Here is a 19,129-nt window from a genome sequence, read left to right on the forward strand (position 1 = left end):
AACCATGCAGATGCACGTTTTCGAGAGAGCGTGGCGAAATTTTTTGAGACTCAAAAAATTTTGATTTTTAATTCATAGGGGTTAATTGCTTAAAAGGCAAGGAGTTCGCTAGTCTTAAGTTTAAAAAAGGGTGCAAAAAATGAAGTTATCTTTACTCACCAATCAATTAATAACTGCTTGGGTCTGAAAACTGAGCCGTGTGGCCTTTGGTTTTTTCAAGGAATTTATCTCTGCAGATGAAGTATTTAAACGCATCGGAAAAATTTGTTGACTTTCTTGGAAGCTCTTTATGTGGTAACCTTTCGCTCGATTTATCCTTGTGAATGGTTTTGTTGCCATTGTTATCAATCCTTACAATTTTTTTAGCGCGTTCAAGCGAGCTTTTCAGGTTGGGGCAGTTGTGTTTATCAATCAATAATCCAGGTAATTCACTATTTGTTCCGGACATCATTTCCAAAGCCAGTTCATACTCGCGCTGTTGGGTAATATTTCCTTGGTTTTCGGTCATAATTGTGACAATCCAATCGGTCCTTTTTCCATCCTCATCGTATTCAATCGCCTTCTTGAATTTACTCGCATGGTCCTCACCAACCAGTTTATACTTATTTGCTGCCCGATCAGCCCACAACAATAGCTGTTTGCACTTGTGATACTTGTAGTAATCCCGAAATTGCTTGCCCAAATCACCAAGAAATTGAGGGGGTAAGGTGTAAAATTCTTTTAATGTCCTAACAACATCCCCCTGGTCCTGACCAGTGAGAAGACTACACATGTTGCCGGTATCAAGACTGGCCTCTATAGGGGCGTCGGTATTGATATATTTCAAATCAAGGCTTGACTCCACATAATCATCCGTTGTTTTGTACAGGTCCCGGTTGGCATAGATGTAACCGTCCGAATAAAAAATGTCCTTGGAAAGTTTTGGATAGAACATGGCGCCCACCTCCAGTTTTGGCTCAATCGAAAGAATGCCGATCATGAAATCCTTAAAGTCGCTCGTCTCGAGCTCCTTTTTGAAATACATTTCAGTCAAGATATCGGCATTGACGAAAGAGCTGGCCACATAAAAGAAGGTAGTGCCCATCCGGAACAATCGAAGACGCTCTTCCCATTGTTTCCAGTTCTTTTCAATACGTTTCAGTTTTCGCTTAGCTGTAGTATCTGCAGGGTGTTCCTTGCAAAAATGCATCCTCCGGACATACTCGGCCCTGATTTTGTTGGTTTCCATTGCCAGGTGAAAAAGCCATTTAATTTTCTCCTGATCCATGTTGTCCAACATCTGCAGTATCCAATCATCATGCCCCTGGTTAACGTCCGGCATATCGGTAACAAAGGTGAGGCCACCATAAAACGGCGATTTCCCAAAGCGCACAAACTCCCCTCGGACCGCCCGGTTAATGTTTTGGACTTTCTTTTGCTTCAAATATTTGGCCTCATCACCAATATGGTGCTGAAAAGAATCACCCGCCCCTATGGATGGACGATCCTGGGATATGATTTTAAAGTGGGTTCCCGTAAAAGTGGTAATCGTATGCTTCCAATTAAATACGGGCTTGTAGGGCAGCTTAAAATGCTTTGGCCGGTGCACATCCACCACATAGTGAACCCCCTCGACCCATCCCTTTCGCTTCCATCCATTGACAATGCTAGGGACAATGTTCTTAGTGGCATTCATGAACGTATCTGCAGAGATGGCCACGAAAGCGCCCGGCATATCATAGGCGATATCCATGGCCCTTTCTGCAAGGATATCCTCGGTCTTGGATGACCCACGGCCAAGAATCAGATAAAGAAAGGTGGTCTGCAAAAGGTTGACCAGCTGACTGAGCCAATTACTGTACCTAAGCTCTACATCTTCAGCCTTCCGGTTTATTTTTTTTGAAAGCCTCATGATTGAATAGTTCTTTGGGTTCGATTCCAGCATCTTGCTTCAGTTTTACTTTCTGAAGCTCTTCAATGTTCACCTTATCAATGTATTCGGCCAACAGTTTTCTGTTTGCTGGTGGTGGTAGGTCCTCAAACTGAAGCGTATCACTATCAAAAATCTTGATGCGCTTGGTAAATGCTTCTTGAGGAATAACTTCTTCTTCTTTCTGGTCAAGCCTTTTTACCTTAGCCGCCCGTTCCAATACCTTGGATGCCAAATCATAGTCCTCGTTCTTTTGAGCCCCGGTGATAATGGCATCAGCAAGCTTTAGCTGTTTTTCAAAAAGCATATTGCGCCAGGCATCTTTTTTAACTTGATCGTCAAGATAGAACCAGGTACATGCATCTTCCCATCTACTACGGGCGGTTTTTGCATTTAGCCCGGGATAGGAAGCCATTAATTTTTGAATGATTTTATTCGGTGTCTGGCAAGCGTTCCACAACTGGTTGACCATCGTTAGCTGCTCCAAATAGGTCACCATTTCTTCCGGAAGGGTTTCAGTTCTGCCTTTATCTACCCAATCCTCCAAAATGGCATAGTGCATACCTTCCAGTTCGCTTTCTATGGACTTTTTTTTTTAGCCAAGGTTGAAGATTTCGGATTTTATATTTTCAAAAGTTCGCCGAGCCGCCAACTTATCGTGCATCTGAATGGCAAAACTGTTTCCTGAGTTGATTTTGGTAATTAGTTCCCGTTGTTTGGTCTCTTCAATATTGAGGCGCCCAAGCTCATAACGTTGCCGAATTGTGCTATCCCGGTTCCGCCAGAGCTGCATAAAGGCCCATTTATCAAAGTCCAATATTCTGCAGATATCGCTTGGAGCAAAGTTCTGGCCTGCCAGTTCCTCAATACGCTCCAGGTCACTTTCTTGGAGCTCTCCTAAAAAGACCTGGAGTTTTTTCATCTACGATCGTTTTGCAAGCTCAGCCTGGGCATGGGCCAAATACTGCTCTTGTTTATCAACTAGCTCCGTATTGCCCTTTTTCTTATTACGGCCGATATTGTTCTCGAGGTTTTTGATTTCCTTGGCCAAATCCGGGGTTTCGAGCCTGGTAATGCGCTCTTTTTCCTCCAGTATTTCAAACAATGGATGTTCACCCAATACCTGACCGGTAGTATTGTAATGCTCCAGCTCGGCCCAGGCCTGTTTGTTTTCAATGTAGTCTTTCAGCACCACATCTACCAAGGCTTTCGCCTCGTCGTCCTGGAGTAAATCGTGAAGCTTGGGCTGGTTATCCTTAAAGTCTTCGTAGGAGGTAATAAGCTCATTGACGAGTAGCTTCAGGCTGTCCGGACAGTCTTTTTCCCGCAGAAATGGAAACTGATCACGCAGTTTAATGCTCGCCTTTACTTCTCCTGGAATTTCGGCAAGCTGCTTGGCCACCAATGCCCTTCGCGCTTCCTCCAAATCTGGCCAGATTTCGTTTTTCTTTCTTCGGGATGTCTTTATCCCCAAAGCCTTGGCCAGTGCCTTTCCAGTATTCCATTTCGTATTTTCTGTATCAAATGCCAAAAGTGCATCATCCAAAGTGGTACCATCGTCTTTGCTGCCGGTGTCATCGGTATCGATATCAACTTCTATGGCATTGATTTGAACAACGGGGTTCTGGGTATAAATCTTTAATAAACGCTGCTCTAAACCAACGGCCTTGGCGAGCTCATAGCATAGGCGCTCAATATTGATGGCACTATCCGTCCATCGCGCCATTTGGCGCTGGAGTGCCAAATTCTTGGTGGGCAATTGATTGTATAGGTTTCTTCCGCCCAAAAGGGTGCGGTCGTGTTTTAGGTAGTGAATGACTTCTGCTTTTGGGTCTTTCATTGCGGTATTCGTTACGATTCACAACGAAAGTACCGTGCATATGCACTGCTTAAATGGACACTGGCGTGTACCGCCTTTTTTGAGTCGTCTCACGGAATAAAAAACCCCGCACTAGCGGGGCTCTTAAAACTTCAAACTTTTAACTGATAACTTACTATACTGCCAACAGCCAACAACTCTCCCGGTCGTTAAGGATCATATCAATCTTAGCAAGACAATCATGCAAATGCAAAAAGGTGAGGGTCTTTCCTTCCCGGGTGTCAGGATCGTTCATTTGGTAATGCTCCAAGGCCATAAAATAGAGGTTGGTCACGTCACCGAGCATAAATTCAACGTCGGCCATTTGGTTCATTTCCAAAATGGCGGAAATGATTTGTTGTTTCTTTTTTGGGTCGATTTTAGATGATTCTTTTGACATAATTTAGAATTTAAAGGCGGGGAGCTGTCGGGTAGAACCATCATAGATGAAGCTGACCCCCGGGCCTTGCGGCTTGCGGACTCCCCATTCCTTAAAAGCTTTCTTGATAATAACACTGATGGTTCTTTTTGACAGTGCTAAGATAAGAATTATTTTTCTCCCTCTTTCATCGCCTTAACTTGGGCGGCCATTTCCTCTTCCCGTTCCTGTTTTTCAATTTTTTCTATCTGGCGGTAAATCTTCATGTTGTGCTCAGAAACCCGGGTGGGTATCATAAAGATTTCCACAATGGCCCAAATTCCAAAACCGTACAATGTAAGCCAAAAAAGAAATTGGGTTCCCCATTTCCCCAAATAGGCAAAATGGCTCCCAAACAGAAAGATAAATAGTAAATAAGCAGTTCCTGTAGATTTAGTTTGACTTCTTAGATATGCTTTTCTGCTCATGGTTGTGTATATTTTTGGTTATGCCCTAAAGTAAGAAAATACCACCAATCAAACAATCGTAGTTTCCTATCAACAAAAACCACAACTAAATATACTTTTATCCACACCATTTGGAGGGAATAAGTTGCCATCGATGGAAATATATACCCATATGACCACGATTATCAACGATTTTAACTTCTGAATGGACGCTAATAAGCGTCCGTTCAAGTTCTGAAATCAAAGTTTTTGTAGACTGGTTTGCTAAAAAATCTTTGGTTCTTTTCCCAAAAATCTTTGCCATCTCTGTGGCATTGACCATGACATTTTTGTCTGATGGATTAAAAAGGAAGTGAATTTGGGTTTCTTGATATAGGAATTCGAAAGTTTTCATATTTCCGGGCTTTTCTATTCCGAAAAAACCCCGACCATTAGGCCAGGGTTTTACTAACTAACTCAAAAACTAAACCAAACTACGCTGATCTACTTCGTTCTACAAAAACGTGGTCGCCACTTCCAGCGTCAATTGCTTCAAAGGTAATGGTGGCGCCAGAAAGGGCTTGCCAGTCCACACCGCCGGCCAGAACAAAATTGGCATTGGCATTTTGGATGGTGGCCGGGTTGGTTCCACCGCTACCCAATAGGGTGTAACGGTTTCCTGTAGTGGCATTAACCAGATCGGTGATGACCGTAGCGACTGAATTGTCCGTCAATTGGTATTCTCCCTCCCCTGCAGTAACGTCCACCGTTGTGGAATCCGCGGCAACATTGTTCACGGTGGCAAGGGTAAAGGTACCGGTATAGCGTCCGGGCATGTTCCTGGTCTTGGCAAACTGTTGGAACTTCACCATTAAAACGGTAGCGTCATTGTCATTTTGTCCCTCTGGTAATAGGCTCAAGGGCGCACAAGGAGTTCCAAAAATCCTATAGAATGGCGTATCACCGCCACAGGCGCCCACACGGACCCCAACAGCAATACTTTTGTTCAAGAAATTTTGAAAGAGCTCTTCGGCATCCAAGGTCCAACCGGGAAAGGAAAATTCCGGTAGTGAGTTGAGCGACACATTGTCCTCGTCACCCTCAGAAGCCAATGGTAACGATGTTTTACTGGAGGTCATGGCCATTTTGGTCACATACTTTCCAGGCTTCATAGTGATATTACCAACCATCATCACCCCATTGTCGTTGCGTGCCGGCCAGTTGGCCACATCCGCAAGGTTAATGATGATCACTTCGGACTGTTTGTCTTCAGAACCGCCATTTCCCTTGGATACTAAACTTGGTTGTGTATACATTTTTTTAGATTAAATGGTTAAACAAAATCCCCGGCCCCGTCCATTGCAGTTCCCCCGAACAATATCAGGGACCAGGGAATGAACTTATCCACGGGAAACTTCAATAAACTTGCTTCCGTTGTACTTCACTTTCAAGAAAGCACCAACACTCGCAGTGAATGCAGCACTCAGTAAGAAGTTGCCTCCATTGGCCACAGTGGTGGCGTTGGTACCACTTCCCCCTTCCAAGGTATATTCTTCACCCGCAATGGCGTTAGTAATATTGGTAAAGGCCGTTGGTCCGGTATTGGCCGCGGTCACAAAATGGGTGCCGTTGGCAGCATCGGCTGTGGTCGCGTCAGCCGCAAGAGCCACCTTGGTAGGTTCCGCCACGCTACCGGCCTCGGTTCTGGAGAACTCAATAACCCGGTTTCCGGAAAGTCCTATCAAAACAATCTCATCTCCATTGCCAAGCACAAAATCACCTCCATCCAATAAGATGTTGGTATTGTTCTTTAAAGTACTTGGTGTGGCATCACTATTACCCCTAATGTGGTAAACAGTCCCCTCCACCACATCATCCAATTGGGTGATATCGGTAGCTGCTGTGTTATTGGCCCCAATGATTAGGGCGTGGTGATCAGCAACCGATGGAGTGGTGTCGTTAGCAATGACCGGAGTGTAGGTATCATCCAATAACTGAACACTATTACAGAAGAACATTTGGTCTTCATAGCCAACAGGTAAGGATGGGTCTACGTTGGCGCCAAAGACCTTAAAATAGACACCGTTCTTATAATCCGTAAAAGCACTGATTTCCCTTTTTACCATTTCAATAGTGGCTTGTGCTTCCTCACCATCCCGATCAACCATAATTCCACAGTTTCCACCTACCTGGATATCAACGTAACCTGTTCCCTCCCATTGCTTAATAGGAACAAATTCAACATTTGAGAAACCTTCAACTGTTGTGGTGTTTTTTTCATAATCTTGTATGACTCCTTTTTCGGACTCCCTTCCTTCATAATACCATCTATGAACATCGGAGCCTAATTGTAGTTTTAGATTCGGCAGATTCCTAAATCCGATAGGAAGCCCTTCCACCCATTCTTTAAGCGTTCTATAGGTATTGATAGGAGTAAGTTCTGGCAAATTATGGGGTTGAAAAGCCACCCCACGGTAATCGCTAACCAGCTTTAAATAACCATCCATGGCATTCATAAAGTCACCTGCAACATCTTCGGGAAGCAATTCCGTATCGAAGTATACGCCTTTATGGATGTTGAGTTTGTCCTCTTCCCTTGCCTTTTTCATCAACTCCGTCAATAAATATCCGGCGAAACTCATTTTGTAGGGCGTCGAACCTTCGTTAAAGAACATGTTCAACCAACTCTTTTCAATGCTTTTGAGTTCTGATGGCTCCCAGGTGATGTCAATTTGTTTGTCAAAGATTTTGTTTTTGATAGGCACAAAACGTTGCTTGTTTTTGGGCAACCAACGCTTTTTGAAACCCTGGGTAATCTGACCGGTTATAATTGCTGAAAAGATAAATTCGTCCTGAACGTTATTAACCCTTCCCCAGTGTGCAGGAATATCATAACCGTCCATTATTAAACTCACAATCTCAGAACTGTTCCTCCTGGAATATGCTCCTAGGTCTTCATTAAGTTTATCAATATTGACCTTATTCCATACAGTATTTCCGGAAATAGCACGGCCTTTATTAATGCTGTCAATAACTCTCTTGTTCCATGGGCGGTCCAGAGCATCATAACTATGGCCACTGGCAAATAAATGGGTTTTGGAATGCTTCACTTTGGCTTGGTTTTTAGTGCCTGGAGGGATTGTCTCCGGAGAATCCGTCTCGGACTGGTTTTGCATCGCTTCAATAAGGCCGTCCTTTTCTTTATTGCTTGCCAGCAAGTTGTTAGCGGCCTTGATCAGTTTATTCATCATCCCGGTATCAGAAGCCTCTTCTCCTTTTGGCACCTCTTGGGCTTCAGGAGCCTCCTCTCCGTCCTCTGTAGGCGGATCATCAATGCCGGCTTCAGCCATAGCTTCCTCATACTCTTGCATAAAGCCATCAAACGCGGCCTGTAGGTTCTCATCCTTCACCATGAATTTGTTGAAGGCTTTTTCAAATTTTTCGGCAAACCCCTCGGTTCCCGTTTCTTTGTCGAGCTTACTTTTGTCTTCCTCAGAAAGCTCCAGTTTTTCATTCCCTTCAAGGTTAACGCCTGGCAATAGACCAACGATGAATGGAAGAATTTTCAATAACCACTTTTTCATTTTTTGGGTTTTTGATTAAACATAGATTAACTAAACGTGTATAAAGAGCTTGCCGAAGCAAGGAACTTTACTCTATCAATGCCCTCCTGTAGGCTGCCTATACCATCTATCATCCCATAATCCAAAGCTTCCTCGGCATAGAACATCTTTCCCGAGAGTATACCCGGAATATCCTTTTCCAAATTGGGGCGGGCTGCCATCACATCATCTTGGAACTTCTTGGCTGCTGGATCTAGCATTTCACGCTTGATCAAATCATATTTTCCTTCAAGGGCCAATAGGAAATCCTTGTTCTTGTCCTTGCTTAGGTTGGACATTATGGTGTGCTCCTTGATACCCATTTCTTTGAGCATTCCCTTATAGTCGTAGAATTGGACCATAACCCCGATGCTTCCAAACTCTGCAGAGATATTGTTCTCGGCCATCATATAGTCTGTATGGCAATTTTTGTAATAATTGGCCGATGCACATAGGTCCAATACGGACACAACCGGCTTTGTTTTTCTTTTGAGAAAATCCAACCAGGGGGCAATAGCCGTCATAAACCCACCGCCGCTATGGTCTTGCCAAACTTGCCCAATGATATTGGGATGGTCCTCAAAATATTGGGCCATTTCCACCAGCTCGTCTGTGCCCCAATAAAACCACCCACCATATTTGTACATAGGTCCAACAGAACGGACAATGCCCACGCTATCAGGTGGGATTTCTTCATCCTGGTAAATATTCACCTGGTTGCCGTCTGGGTCAATGACTTCCCGGACCAGAGCACCCTGGGCCTCTTTGTGGTTCTCTTTGGTAGGAATTTCGGACAAGAGCTTTAATGCCGATATAATGTAAGGCTCCATAAGATGGGGCTCTACCATCCAAATGCCCTTAAAAATTTCAGTTGCAGCTTTATCGTTTACCATAGTGGTCAGATTACCAACAAGTATAGTATGTGCCAATCCTGATTAAATGGACAAACCTTGGCAGTGGTCCTAAAACATAAATCCAAAAACTTAACGGCTGGTATAAGCCTAGATATTGAGGGCTTTCAGCGGTTTTTTTTAAAAGGACAGCACTTCGCCAAGATTTTGAAGTGCCTTTTCATTAAAATCAGGGTTTTTTGGTAACCCGCGTTGACATTTTTTAATGAGTGTGGAAACGTTTTTCTTGTTGGGATAGATTTGGAATTTCATGCAGAATTCAAAAATGGCCTTTTTCCGGATGCCCTTTTTCTTAATGGCCGGTTGCCATCCGTTTTCCTTATGGGCATATTCGGCACCCTCAACAAACGTTAGCAGGTCATCGTCAAACTCACTCTTCAAAAAATCCATGATTTTTTGCTTTTTTTCTTGGTTGACTTTTAAGAAATGACGTTTGCCCCTTAAGATTTTGGAGTCGTGGTCCCCGCTATGGTTACTCACTAGAATATACAGGCTGGAATCAACTACAGGTGTCGGAACCTGGGAAACCTCCAAAGACTCCAGCACCAACTTCCCGAAGAACGTCTTTCGGTCCACCACCAGGCGTTTGTTGCCGCGGCTATCGATGATTTGTTTGTTGAGTTTAGTGGCCAGGTAGTGCGCCAGATAATCCGGAAGATCAAAGGGTATCTTTTGAAAGCGCTGTGACATCGGGGAAATATATTCATAAAATTATGAATATTTCTGTAATCTATTGGCCTGCCTTTTTCTCCAGTTCCATTAGGTACCTGTCGTTTTCTCCGGTCCTCATAATAGGTGTTTGATGGGGAAAGTAAGTGAGGCGCTAAAAAGGAAAAAGCACAAAAACACTTATAACATTTTTGTTATATAACAAAAATGTTATATATTTGTGTATGAAATCAAGGAACCTAATTAAAATCATTGAGAATGATGGTTGGGAGTTGGTTAGAACCAAAGGAAGTCACCATCATTTTAAGCATCCCTCGAAAAAAGGGCTGGTCACAATTCCGCACCCAAAGAAAGACATACCCCTAAAAACGGTGCGGTCGATTTTGAAACAAGCTGGGTTGGATTGACCATCCGACCCTGTTCTTTGGTTTTATGAATGTAATTAATCAAAACAATGCAACAAATTACGGGAGAAGTTTTTGTAAAAGTCTTTGTTGAACGGACTGATGACGGTACCTTCTGGGGTACCACCCAAAACCTACCGGGAGTGGTAACGGCGTTTGGGCAAACAATTGATGAGCTAAAAAGCAACCTTAAGGTTGCCGTAGATGATTATTTAGAAGTGGGTATTGAGTTGGCGGAGCCTTGGGTGGATGAAGTCAAGGCAGTAAAGGGTTTTGAATTTAAGATGGACATTTCTTGGTTCTTTGACCTGGTGCCCTACCTTAAAATAGGTTCAATTGCCGGAAGGGCCAAGATCAACCCCTCACTGATGAGACAATATGCCACTGGAAAAGCAAATGCCTCTGAAAGTAGATTAAAGCAGATTGAAAAAGCTATTAATGAATTGGGAACTGAACTTAGTTCAGTCTCATTTTAATCTAATGTATATGCCTACAAGGTGGGAAAACGCCACTTATGACAACCCCTCTTTTGGAGGGGTTTTTTAATCCAATATATGGATAATTCCATATATTTGGAATATTTCCCAATTATTTAAGAATACGCCCACATGTCCAAGTTGGTATTCCGTAATCACAACACAAAGGCCATCAAGTTGGCCAAATCAAAAATTGATCCAATTTTCAGATATAACGGCAAGGATTGGTTTGCCTCTAGAAGATGACTAGATTAAATCTTTGTTCAAATAAAAAACAATGAATAGAAAAACGAAAATTGTTTTTAAAAGAGATAGATAGAAGTTATCGCCGGAATTGACCATTAACGAAACAATCCATTTGGTTAGATAGATTGACACCAATATTGAACCTGCTATTCTAAACGCAAGAACTAATATTTTTTTTATTTTCATTGTAACTCCAATCGTTTTTTCTCCTTCCTGAACTGCCTTATACTTGTGGTGTCAATGAACACTTGCAATAGGCTATCGCAATAAGACTGTTTTGTTGTCGGGGCAAATACAAGGCTCCCCTTGTTCTTTTTCAGTTCCACTTTGTTATTGGTGGTCACGGCCGTTGTTGGTTTGTTAACCGCATTGTTGATGGTATCATTTTTCAAGACCGAATTTCGGGAAGCATTGGTCAATAGATAGCCCGTTCCTACACCCAGGACAAATATGCCCACCAATATCCCTGTTCTACGAATACTTATTTTTCCCATAATTAAGGTTTAATAATCAATGGTCTTAAAGACGTGTTCATCTTAGCAACATGTACCCAACCAGGTGTGAAATCGACATCCTCCAAAGTGTTCAAAGTTTTCAGTTCACCTTTCTTTATCATATCCTCCACCATGGCCCAAAGCCTTATGTACTCGCCACTCCTCGGGACCAAATCAAAAGTACCGCCCATTTTATGGGTGGAGTACCAAGAGCCGTCTGGGTCATTGGGTGGCCGTAGCCCCCTGCTGTCATGATTTCCGTGATTTATATAGATTACATCGCCCCAACGCTCCCTGATCCTATCTATGTCCTTTAAAGACCCGGAATCGAGACGAAGCCAGCAATTGAGTTCGCCCAAGGCTTTTAAAATCCATGGGTGCACCAATTCTCGAATAGTGAAGTATTTTGGCTTGTATGCTATCACTTTTTGGTCCTTTTTCTTTTTAACCTATCCACCCATCCATTGATATCCTCCCTGAAATAGCGGTAAAATATCCTGCTCAAAAAATACGCGGCAATGGCAACAAGGAACTTCAGACCAATTTCCGGCCATGGAATGGGCAAGGTACTGGCTATCGTTATCAGTGCAAATACAAGTTCTCCCCTCCAGCTCATTTTTCTATGTTTTTTTTATCCAACTTCTTTTTCACCGCTCCATTTGCAGCTAGCGCCAAGGCCCATCCCAAGGAGAAAAAGGACGCCGGTTCGTTACTAATGTCAAGACCTATCAAGGTCTTTATTGCGGTCGCTATGTTCGGCTCGATGGTAACGACCATCAATAGCAAAAGGACCATGGAAATTGACCAAAGCCAAAACGCCTTGTTATCACCTATGAACTTTTTCCATTGAAATTGTGAAAGGTGTTCCTTGACCTTCCAAACTGCATAAATGATTATCCCCAAAAGGCCCAAAACCACTTTTATCAATATTCCAAGAGCATCTAATTCCATAACTATCAATCCAAAATCCTTATAAATCCGTTCTTCAAGACCCTTTTTACTACTTCGACCGGGGGTTCGTCAGGTGGGTACACCTGGTTTACCACGTCCATTGAGTACATTTCAAAATCGTCGTAATGCGGTGACAATGAAAACAGACCTACATTGCTCACATTCCGGTCAAGTTCGTGAGCTATTTCCCAATCATCAGGAATACCATCACCATCGGTATCCGTCCTAATCGTTCCCGTAGCGATTGCGGGATAAACAATGTCCGCAATCTCAAAAGGGTGCGAAGTAACCCCTGCAACATAATCATCCAAAACGTCCTGTTCCGGGGCAAGTAGTCCGGGGATTGAGGCTCCTATGTGTGGACTTAATTCGTTGAATAATTGCGCAGCCGGGGTGGGCGTAAAACCTTCGCTCACCAAAGTTGTGTTGAAAGGAGTAGCCGAATAGCGGTCATCCTTTGCCGCTACACCTGCACTGGAGCTTGTGCCGTCCCTTGCCAGGTTGTCCCAGGGGTCGAAGCCGTCTAAAGGAGGTCTTGTTGGGCCGATGTTGCCATCATCAATGTAGGTCTGGCTCCCCACCTCATCTACCATTATGGGATAATTGGTATTCGATGCACTCGAAGTCTCCCAGGCATTATGGATGAAATTTGTTTCCACTTGCCCGCCATTGTCGCCATAGGCAGAAAGGGGGTTGCCCAGTTGGGCCGGACGTACATAATCGTAGAAAAGGTTGTTGACGTACTCAAACCTTCTTTCTATTCCTGATGTGCAGCTATAACAATGTGTCCTTGGGTTACGTTGGTTGTTCCCGGAAAAAAAGTTCTTGACAACACTTATCTCGTTGATGTTCCCTGCAATCAATGCGCCCCTGGAATCGTTTCCTCCTATCCCCCTGGCAACCAGCCCGTATGAAAAGGATACATGGTCCGTTGTTATTTCAGGAAAACCATTCGAGATACTGAAATTCTCGTCCCGACCGTAGAGGACCGAGCAATGATCAAAGTAAAGGTAGGTTCCGGCTATCTGAAGGTTGTCACCACTGACCCCGTTGGATGGCGGATTGGAGGAACTTCCTCCCTGAAAGGTCTTTAAAAATCGAATTATGGCGTTTCCGGCCTGAAACTGGAACAATCCCGTTGTAGTTGATCCATCCGATATAAATACCAAACCGCCACCTCCTATCGGCCCTATGTGGCCATGATAACTGTAGTTTGGATTGTTTACGATAATATCGCTCTGTAAGGGTATGTACCCATCTATCTCCTTCATGATATGACGTGTCCTACTATCTTCAAAGGCTGCCCTTGCGGAACCTGGACCGGAATTGTTCAAATTTGTGATTTTCAGAACCACACCACCACTTCCCCCGGTCGCATACCTCCCCGCACCTATGGCAGGGTACTTTCCGGTAAAAGCAGGGATTGAATCCGCAATCGTCCTTTGGGAGTTGGCTACGATTGAAAAAAGCAATATGACAATTAGTATTCTCATCAGTTGGCCACGATCAAAAAGTTATCAATGTCGGCATATGCACTAATGGGATTGCCGGTCATATCCGCTACGTAAATCTCAAAAACCTGTGTGGTCGCATTGGCTGTAAACGTAGTTGTGACCAACCCGTATGATCCGCTGGGGATGTTCCTTGTGCTGCCCGAAACACCTTCTACCACACTGACCATGGTATCCGTGGTATCATTGATTGCCTTGCCATAAAACGTCCAGGTATAGCTATTTCCAATGGTAAACCCGCTGACCGAGATTTCTGCCCGATTATAGGCATTGTTTTCGTTGTTCGTTACCCGAAGGTGAAATGAGCCATTTTGTGGATCGGTGCTAATTGACGTAACCGTGACCTGGCCGCCGTTGTCCACCCAATTCGCTACGCTGTTGGTTTCGTTGTTTGGATTGGCCGCATCAAGATTCGTGTATAGGTTGGTAGCGATTGTATAGGCAACCGGATCGTGCAACCTGGGCGTCCAGTTGTTGGAGCCATCACATACATAGGTTACACTACTGCCCTCATTGGTATTTGTTTCGTGGGGATTGGTTATGGTCACCCCGGCACCCGCGGCAAAGGTTATCTTGTTTCCGCTTGATAGGTTCATAAAGGAAATGGTCGCGCCGTTTTCATTTTGGGCGGTGGTGAAGGTATAGGTGATATCCGTTCCACTTGAATTGACCAATTGCCTATACCTGTCGCTTAATGCCCCGTCCCTTGAGGTGGTCAATGCAAGCAATGAAACAGGAGTGGTCGCGCTCGTCAGATCGGCAGCCTGTTTCTCAAGCTCCGCCTGAACCGTTGATTCAGTGACACCGTTCTGAACGGTTGTACCGACCTCGCTTGCGTTTTGGTCCCCTGCGGCCCCGTCCTCAACGTTCAAAATTGTCCTTGCATCAGCAGGGAATAAAACTTCTGTGTTCCCAGTGCCTATCCCAGCTCTACGTCCCCAGAAAGTACCTTGCGCTATTTGTTGCAGCTTTGTAACACCAACTGTATTGTTGGTGAGCTTGCTTCCGTCTATGTTTATACCTATTTTGTCATCCTCGACTGCTCCGTTTTGAATCATGGCGGTTGTGATGCTGTTTGGGCCGGGAGTGCCACCTGTTGAATATAAGTCAACCTCATTAAATACAACATCCTGCACGCCAAGTGCATTTGGAGTGGCAAAATTAGTTTGAAAAAACTTGTTTGCATTAGCACTCCCGAAAAGCACGTAAACCAAAGTCCTTGACACTTCTTGTGTTGTGTTAGCATCAGTAGCACGTGTCCAAGCCCCGGTAGAAGCTATATAAATACCATTTTCTCCAGCACTTGTTTGGTCCTTGACCAAAACCCTGACGCCACTACTTACATTTACACCATCGATCGCTTGCGTACCAGATAGCGTAATATTGGCCGTGGTAGCAACGCTAACGTTTTCTTTTAAAAAAAGTTCGGGAGAAGACGCCCCACTGATATCATCGGCATACGCAATGTCCCTGTATTGGATGCCGTCATGGACCGACAATCTGTTTGTGGCATCATTGAAATATGCCATTCCATTTCCCGAAACCCCGGGAGTAGTCGTTGATTGGGTAAACCTTACGATTCCCAACAATTGCGTAGCCGCTATTTCGCTTGCATTCGAAATTCCGTTCGTTCCCATATCAAGATTTCCTGTCATCGCCCTTGACCCGTCCAAGGGCAATAATGCATTCAAATCTGCTGGAAGGGCAAAGGGCCAGATAGGATCGGCAACGTCCACGCTGAAGGTGTTCCCCGTCAGATCGAGGCCGCTCCCCGCGGTGTAGGTGGTGCCGTCATTCGTGCTATCCAAATCCAGATTTGGGTATTCCTCCAGGAGCAAATCCCCCATAGTTTTCCAAACATCATCTGCACGCGCAAACTCAAAACGATCGTTGGTTATGTTCCAACCCCAGAAGACCTTTCCAACAGGCACATCCAAAGCATCCCGTATGGATGTGGTAAAATTGCCCTGGAATTCCATGTAATCGATTTCCAGTTGTGCCTTGGAAGTCCAACAATTAAACAATACTAGGAGAAACAGTAACTTTTTCATGATTCCAACATAGGTTTTGCAGTTCGTATCAAGGCTCTTCCTTCATCGTCTCGAATAGTAAAGCCTTCTTTATATTTTTCAGGTAAAAAATGCTGGCCCCGCTCAGGAAAAAAATGTTTTTTTGGATCGGGCAATTGCATTGCGGTTTTGATTACTTTTCTATAGGCCCAAAGTGCAATGGCCAAGTTGATCAAGGTCAACAGTACGGCAATAATGTAGAATAGGGTCAGCTCACTCATAGGGATGGTCCATTAATTGTATATTGATCGAGTTTGGTACGGTCGGCGAAATCGGCCGGTAACGTTAGATCGGCATTCTTCACATAATAGAAGTACATTTTAAAGCTTACAGAATTGCGGTAACGAATCATATCGCCCACCTGAAAATTGTTGGCAGAATTTCCATAACCTTTTTCGGTATAGTATCGGTTGCCATTATTAAGAATGTACTTGGTTACCACATCCAATGATGGTCCTGCAGTCTCAAATTGAGAACCGGTCCAATAGAAAAAATCACCACTGTCCAAAGCGATATATAATTTTTGGGCTATTCCAGGATTTGGTAAAGCCGCCTGGTTGGCCACCCAAATAATGGACCCATCCGGAACGGAAAGCTCCCATTGAGCGGTACCGCTGTTATAGGTTGCAATTTGCGGGGTTCCACCAAGGCCATCGTCAATAATCGCGTAGGAACCATTGGCCCCATCAGGATATGCCGCCTGCAACAAGGTCAAAGAAACAAAGGATCCTATGGAATTACTTCCTTGGTTGATGCCCAATGCTGCAAGGACGGTCTCAAGTTCATCCGCATTATTGTTTAAGGCATTTTTAATTTCATTGGCATCCCCAAACTGAAACTTCCTAATATTGTCAGCATCAGTGGGATTGTTGGTTTTATTGGGATAGGTGATTTTTAATACTGCCATTATGCGAGGTTAAAATCAAAATCAAAGTCAAAAATTTCTTCCAAGGGTGGGGATTGCCCTGGTATAACAGTGGTCACATAACTGAATGAATAGGGAGAGGTGGATGAAAAGACCACCTGGTGACCGGAATCCATGCCAAAATCCGTTGTACATTCCATAGGAAATTGTGAAGTGGCCACTTCATAAATTTCACCGCCCTCGAGCTCCAAATAGACTTGGTAGGTGCCACGCAACAATTCATTAAAATTTTCAAAATCCAATGTGCTCAGTCCCGGATAACTTAACCGTAAGGTTTTGGTATAGAGATTACCATGCCGGGTGTTCTCTCCACGCGATGTAAAGCCTATTTTACTTGGGGTATGGTAAATGGTCTGTAGTGAAGGTAGGTCCGCAGCTAGATCAGTAGATCGAATCATCACCTTATAGATGTTGATAATCAACTCGGAATTCTTTTCAAGTACCATGGCACAAGTTTAGTACCGGCACATGGCTTTTAAATGGACAGGCACATTATGCCTTTTGGTATGACTAGTAAAGCGGTGGGGTTCGCATAAACCTAATTGATCAAAAACAAATGAAAGTGATACTTTTAGAAAACCTGCAAAAAAATCGTGCGTTTGAACAAAGCGCGGTAATCTACTAAAAATGAGTGCGTTGGAGCGCACACCCCAATCGTGCAAAATCGTGCAATCGCCACAAAAGCACAAACGCACGATTGCGCACTTTTCAAGTGTGCGGTATACTACATTGATTTTCAATACCTTATAAGCCCTTGCACAAACGCACGATTTTTTTACTCTTTTTTTATAAGTCTTGTTTTAAAACGAAAGATATCTCTATATGTGTTTTGCATGAAAGCACTATTTGAAGACACCAATAAAATAAAGGGGTTCAAGGGGAAAACGTCAAAAATTGACCAAGAAGAAAAGGACCGCTAAAAAGGTCAAAAGTTGCCATCGGGCAACTTTTGGGCATAAATAAACCGGCACAAGGCCGGTTTGCTACTTATGGCGAAATCCTATGTCATGTAAACTCATAGTACTCATTTTCCTTGATGATTGTAGCATTAAAGGGAAAACTATCCTTGGGCACTTTTTCAATCTGCTGTATCAAAATAGTCCCACTGGTAAAAAGCACATGCTTGTTGCCTTTTAGCTGAAACTCCAACCAAAGGCAGTTTTCGCTTTTTTCATACAGGCTGGGTCTAACAGTGTAATTTGTTACGGTTATCTCACGGTTCAGCACGCGGCTGATATTGATTTTGTCCCCTACCAGGGAAGTGATTTCCGGCTTAATATTAAAGTCTTTAAACTGATTCATCTAAAAGGGTTTTTATGAGGTTTTTGGAGTTACAGTGTTTGGCCCAGCCCAAATAGCTGGCCGTTGATGCCGGGTTTGGATTTTGCTTCAATGACCTGGCAAAACTTTTTTTGATGGATTTCCGCAACAGGGTGTGCGTATGGAAGAACTTGTAGCCCACAAAATCAATGCCCCTGGCCTCCACTGGGAATACTTGGTAATTTCCTTTTACGGACAGCCCTAACCGCGTATCCAAATAGGTTTTGATTTCATTAAGAAGTGCGTGCAAATAGGGTTTGTCACTGCTAAGAATCACCAAATCATCCGCATATCTGAAATAATGTTGCACGCACTTTTCTTCCTTTAGCCAATGGTCAAAGTAAGTAAGGTAGAAATTGGCCAAGTATTGGCTCAGGTAATTGCCTATCGGGAGGCCGGGGGCGCTGTCAATGATTTCGTCCAACAGCCAGAGCAGGTCATTGTCTTTTAGTTTCTTTCTGAGTAGGTTTTTTAAAATGGCATGGTCAATACTGGTGTAGAATTTGGTAACATCCAGTTTAAGGCAAAATTGGGTGCCATCTTTTTCCTTTAGTGCTTTTTTGATTGCCCGGACACAGGAATGGATGCCCCTTCCCTTGATGCAGCTATAGGTATCTGCAGTGAAAGTGGCCACAAAAATGGGCTCCAGAACGTTCATAATGGCATGGTGGGTAATACGATCGGGATAATAAGGCAATCGATATACGGTCCGCTCCTTGGGCTCGAATACTTGAAAAATGTCGTAAGGTGAAGTTTGATAGGTTTTGGTCTTCAGCAAGTGATGAAGTTTTAGGATATTGGCCTCCCGGTTTCGGTTGTGCAATTGTACGCCGTATTGTTTGGATTTACCCTTTTGTGCCTTTTCATCGGCAAATCTGAGGTTATCCGCTGAAATGATTTTTTGATATAGGTTTCCTTTCCGTTTCATGCCTTTGCTTTAAAAGGTCGTTTTCCGTTTGTACCAACGCCCTTTTTGGTAA

The 19,129-nt window shown here is 43.8% G+C and carries 24 protein-coding genes; 2 read left to right on the forward strand and 22 right to left on the reverse strand.

Features of this window, described 5'->3' with window-relative positions; translation table 11 throughout:
- Nucleotides 1–166: 166 nt before the first annotated feature.
- The 11 genes from L0P88_RS03990 to L0P88_RS04040 form a co-directional block, all read right to left on the reverse strand.
- The gene (locus tag L0P88_RS03990) at nucleotides 167–1,891 is read right to left on the reverse strand and encodes a hypothetical protein (protein WP_247133336.1); all 1,725 of its coding nucleotides are present in this window, start codon (nucleotides 1,889–1,891) and stop codon (nucleotides 167–169) included.
- On the reverse strand, nucleotides 1,857–2,471 hold the full coding sequence (locus L0P88_RS03995) for a hypothetical protein (RefSeq protein ID WP_247133337.1): 615 nt from the start codon (nucleotides 2,469–2,471) through the stop codon (nucleotides 1,857–1,859). Before L0P88_RS03995 ends, L0P88_RS03990 begins: the two co-directional genes overlap by 35 nt.
- Nucleotides 2,472–2,504: 33 nt before the next feature.
- A complete protein-coding gene (locus L0P88_RS04000; RefSeq protein WP_247133338.1) occupies nucleotides 2,505–2,831 on the reverse strand; it encodes a hypothetical protein in 327 nt (108 codons plus the stop codon).
- Nucleotides 2,832–3,749, reverse strand: a complete 918-nt coding sequence (locus L0P88_RS04005; protein ID WP_247133339.1) for a hypothetical protein — start codon at nucleotides 3,747–3,749, stop codon at nucleotides 2,832–2,834.
- Between the two features lie 154 nt (nucleotides 3,750–3,903).
- A complete protein-coding gene (locus L0P88_RS04010; protein WP_247133340.1) occupies nucleotides 3,904–4,167 on the reverse strand; it encodes a hypothetical protein in 264 nt (87 codons plus the stop codon).
- A 149-nt stretch (nucleotides 4,168–4,316) separates the two neighbouring features.
- Entirely contained in the window at nucleotides 4,317–4,613 is a 297-nt protein-coding gene (locus L0P88_RS04015) for a TM2 domain-containing protein (RefSeq protein ID WP_247133341.1), read from the reverse strand.
- Nucleotides 4,614–4,710: 97 nt separating this feature from the next.
- Nucleotides 4,711–4,986, reverse strand: coding sequence for a KilA-N domain-containing protein (locus tag L0P88_RS04020; RefSeq protein WP_247133342.1), 276 nt, complete (start codon nucleotides 4,984–4,986; stop codon nucleotides 4,711–4,713).
- 79 nt (nucleotides 4,987–5,065) lie between these two features.
- On the reverse strand, nucleotides 5,066–5,887 hold the full coding sequence (locus L0P88_RS04025) for a hypothetical protein (protein ID WP_247133343.1): 822 nt from the start codon (nucleotides 5,885–5,887) through the stop codon (nucleotides 5,066–5,068).
- Nucleotides 5,888–5,971: 84 nt separating this feature from the next.
- Nucleotides 5,972–8,155, reverse strand: coding sequence for a hypothetical protein (locus L0P88_RS04030; protein ID WP_247133344.1), 2,184 nt, complete (start codon nucleotides 8,153–8,155; stop codon nucleotides 5,972–5,974).
- A 26-nt stretch (nucleotides 8,156–8,181) separates the two neighbouring features.
- A complete protein-coding gene (locus L0P88_RS04035; RefSeq protein ID WP_247133345.1) occupies nucleotides 8,182–9,066 on the reverse strand; it encodes a S49 family peptidase in 885 nt (294 codons plus the stop codon).
- A 138-nt stretch (nucleotides 9,067–9,204) separates the two neighbouring features.
- The gene (locus L0P88_RS04040) at nucleotides 9,205–9,774 is read right to left on the reverse strand and encodes a hypothetical protein (RefSeq protein ID WP_247133346.1); all 570 of its coding nucleotides are present in this window, start codon (nucleotides 9,772–9,774) and stop codon (nucleotides 9,205–9,207) included.
- Between the two features lie 203 nt (nucleotides 9,775–9,977).
- Here L0P88_RS04040 and L0P88_RS04045 point away from each other — a divergent pair, with 203 nt between their 5' ends.
- Both L0P88_RS04045 and L0P88_RS04050 read left to right on the forward strand, forming a co-directional pair.
- Nucleotides 9,978–10,160 carry a type II toxin-antitoxin system HicA family toxin gene (locus tag L0P88_RS04045; RefSeq protein WP_247133347.1) on the forward strand — a complete coding sequence of 61 codons (183 nt, stop codon included), beginning with the start codon at nucleotides 9,978–9,980 and terminating at the stop codon, nucleotides 10,158–10,160.
- 47 nt (nucleotides 10,161–10,207) lie between these two features.
- Nucleotides 10,208–10,633, forward strand: coding sequence for a type II toxin-antitoxin system HicB family antitoxin (locus tag L0P88_RS04050; RefSeq protein WP_247133348.1), 426 nt, complete (start codon nucleotides 10,208–10,210; stop codon nucleotides 10,631–10,633).
- Nucleotides 10,634–11,061: 428 nt separating this feature from the next.
- Here L0P88_RS04050 and L0P88_RS04055 read toward each other — a convergent pair whose 3' ends face one another.
- The 11 genes from L0P88_RS04055 to L0P88_RS04105 all read right to left on the reverse strand — a co-directional run bounded on the left by L0P88_RS04055 (nucleotide 11,062) and on the right by L0P88_RS04105 (nucleotide 19,077).
- Entirely contained in the window at nucleotides 11,062–11,373 is a 312-nt protein-coding gene (locus tag L0P88_RS04055) for a hypothetical protein (RefSeq protein WP_247133349.1), read from the reverse strand.
- Between the two features lie 2 nt (nucleotides 11,374–11,375).
- Nucleotides 11,376–11,798 (reverse strand): hypothetical protein, encoded by a 423-nt coding sequence (locus tag L0P88_RS04060; RefSeq protein ID WP_247133350.1) that lies wholly within the window; start codon nucleotides 11,796–11,798, stop codon nucleotides 11,376–11,378.
- A complete protein-coding gene (locus L0P88_RS04065) occupies nucleotides 11,795–11,989 on the reverse strand; it encodes a hypothetical protein (RefSeq protein ID WP_247133351.1) in 195 nt (64 codons plus the stop codon). Before L0P88_RS04065 ends, L0P88_RS04060 begins: the two co-directional genes overlap by 4 nt.
- Nucleotides 11,986–12,324, reverse strand: a complete 339-nt coding sequence (locus tag L0P88_RS04070) for a hypothetical protein (protein WP_247133352.1) — start codon at nucleotides 12,322–12,324, stop codon at nucleotides 11,986–11,988. The genes L0P88_RS04065 and L0P88_RS04070 overlap by 4 nt, the downstream gene beginning before the upstream one ends.
- A 5-nt stretch (nucleotides 12,325–12,329) precedes the next feature.
- On the reverse strand, nucleotides 12,330–13,817 hold the full coding sequence (locus L0P88_RS04075) for a hypothetical protein (RefSeq protein ID WP_247133353.1): 1,488 nt from the start codon (nucleotides 13,815–13,817) through the stop codon (nucleotides 12,330–12,332).
- Nucleotides 13,817–15,886: a hypothetical protein gene (locus L0P88_RS04080; protein ID WP_247133354.1), complete on the reverse strand. Its 2,070-nt coding sequence runs from the start codon at nucleotides 15,884–15,886 to the stop codon at nucleotides 13,817–13,819. The genes L0P88_RS04075 and L0P88_RS04080 overlap by 1 nt, the downstream gene beginning before the upstream one ends.
- Nucleotides 15,883–16,125, reverse strand: a complete 243-nt coding sequence (locus L0P88_RS04085) for a hypothetical protein (protein ID WP_247133355.1) — start codon at nucleotides 16,123–16,125, stop codon at nucleotides 15,883–15,885. Before L0P88_RS04085 ends, L0P88_RS04080 begins: the two co-directional genes overlap by 4 nt.
- Entirely contained in the window at nucleotides 16,122–16,811 is a 690-nt protein-coding gene (locus L0P88_RS04090) for a hypothetical protein (RefSeq protein WP_247133356.1), read from the reverse strand. The genes L0P88_RS04085 and L0P88_RS04090 overlap by 4 nt, the downstream gene beginning before the upstream one ends.
- On the reverse strand, nucleotides 16,811–17,275 hold the full coding sequence (locus tag L0P88_RS04095) for a hypothetical protein (protein WP_247133357.1): 465 nt from the start codon (nucleotides 17,273–17,275) through the stop codon (nucleotides 16,811–16,813). Before L0P88_RS04095 ends, L0P88_RS04090 begins: the two co-directional genes overlap by 1 nt.
- Before the next feature lie 559 nt (nucleotides 17,276–17,834).
- Nucleotides 17,835–18,131 (reverse strand): hypothetical protein, encoded by a 297-nt coding sequence (locus L0P88_RS04100; protein WP_247133358.1) that lies wholly within the window; start codon nucleotides 18,129–18,131, stop codon nucleotides 17,835–17,837.
- A complete protein-coding gene (locus tag L0P88_RS04105) occupies nucleotides 18,118–19,077 on the reverse strand; it encodes an RNA-directed DNA polymerase (RefSeq protein ID WP_247133359.1) in 960 nt (319 codons plus the stop codon). Before L0P88_RS04105 ends, L0P88_RS04100 begins: the two co-directional genes overlap by 14 nt.
- Nucleotides 19,078–19,129: the final 52 nt, after the last annotated feature.

Origin of the sequence: Muricauda sp. SCSIO 64092 (assembly GCF_023016285.1) — a bacterium.
Lineage (GTDB): Bacteria > Bacteroidota > Bacteroidia > Flavobacteriales > Flavobacteriaceae > Croceivirga.

Bases quoted from the DNA above. Each gene is read 5' to 3' on its own strand.
- L0P88_RS03990 (WP_247133336.1), bottom strand. From the start codon at position 1,891: ATGAGGCTTTCAAAAAAAATAAACCGGAAGGCTGAAGATGTAGAGCTT.
- L0P88_RS03995 (WP_247133337.1), bottom strand. From the start codon at position 2,471: ATGCACTATGCCATTTTGGAGGATTGGGTAGATAAAGGCAGAACTGAA.
- L0P88_RS04000 (WP_247133338.1), bottom strand. From the start codon at position 2,831: ATGAAAAAACTCCAGGTCTTTTTAGGAGAGCTCCAAGAAAGTGACCTG.
- L0P88_RS04005 (WP_247133339.1), bottom strand. From the start codon at position 3,749: ATGAAAGACCCAAAAGCAGAAGTCATTCACTACCTAAAACACGACCGC.
- L0P88_RS04010 (WP_247133340.1), bottom strand. From the start codon at position 4,167: ATGTCAAAAGAATCATCTAAAATCGACCCAAAAAAGAAACAACAAATC.
- L0P88_RS04015 (WP_247133341.1), bottom strand. From the start codon at position 4,613: ATGAGCAGAAAAGCATATCTAAGAAGTCAAACTAAATCTACAGGAACT.
- L0P88_RS04020 (WP_247133342.1), bottom strand. From the start codon at position 4,986: ATGAAAACTTTCGAATTCCTATATCAAGAAACCCAAATTCACTTCCTT.
- L0P88_RS04025 (WP_247133343.1), bottom strand. From the start codon at position 5,887: ATGTATACACAACCAAGTTTAGTATCCAAGGGAAATGGCGGTTCTGAA.
- L0P88_RS04030 (WP_247133344.1), bottom strand. From the start codon at position 8,155: ATGAAAAAGTGGTTATTGAAAATTCTTCCATTCATCGTTGGTCTATTG.
- L0P88_RS04035 (WP_247133345.1), bottom strand. From the start codon at position 9,066: ATGGTAAACGATAAAGCTGCAACTGAAATTTTTAAGGGCATTTGGATG.
- L0P88_RS04040 (WP_247133346.1), bottom strand. From the start codon at position 9,774: ATGTCACAGCGCTTTCAAAAGATACCCTTTGATCTTCCGGATTATCTG.
- L0P88_RS04045 (WP_247133347.1), top strand. From the start codon at position 9,978: ATGAAATCAAGGAACCTAATTAAAATCATTGAGAATGATGGTTGGGAG.
- L0P88_RS04050 (WP_247133348.1), top strand. From the start codon at position 10,208: ATGCAACAAATTACGGGAGAAGTTTTTGTAAAAGTCTTTGTTGAACGG.
- L0P88_RS04055 (WP_247133349.1), bottom strand. From the start codon at position 11,373: ATGGGAAAAATAAGTATTCGTAGAACAGGGATATTGGTGGGCATATTT.
- L0P88_RS04065 (WP_247133351.1), bottom strand. From the start codon at position 11,989: ATGAGCTGGAGGGGAGAACTTGTATTTGCACTGATAACGATAGCCAGT.
- L0P88_RS04070 (WP_247133352.1), bottom strand. From the start codon at position 12,324: ATGGAATTAGATGCTCTTGGAATATTGATAAAAGTGGTTTTGGGCCTT.
- L0P88_RS04075 (WP_247133353.1), bottom strand. From the start codon at position 13,817: ATGAGAATACTAATTGTCATATTGCTTTTTTCAATCGTAGCCAACTCC.
- L0P88_RS04080 (WP_247133354.1), bottom strand. From the start codon at position 15,886: ATGAAAAAGTTACTGTTTCTCCTAGTATTGTTTAATTGTTGGACTTCC.
- L0P88_RS04085 (WP_247133355.1), bottom strand. From the start codon at position 16,125: ATGAGTGAGCTGACCCTATTCTACATTATTGCCGTACTGTTGACCTTG.
- L0P88_RS04090 (WP_247133356.1), bottom strand. From the start codon at position 16,811: ATGGCAGTATTAAAAATCACCTATCCCAATAAAACCAACAATCCCACT.
- L0P88_RS04095 (WP_247133357.1), bottom strand. From the start codon at position 17,275: ATGGTACTTGAAAAGAATTCCGAGTTGATTATCAACATCTATAAGGTG.
- L0P88_RS04100 (WP_247133358.1), bottom strand. From the start codon at position 18,131: ATGAATCAGTTTAAAGACTTTAATATTAAGCCGGAAATCACTTCCCTG.
- L0P88_RS04105 (WP_247133359.1), bottom strand. From the start codon at position 19,077: ATGAAACGGAAAGGAAACCTATATCAAAAAATCATTTCAGCGGATAAC.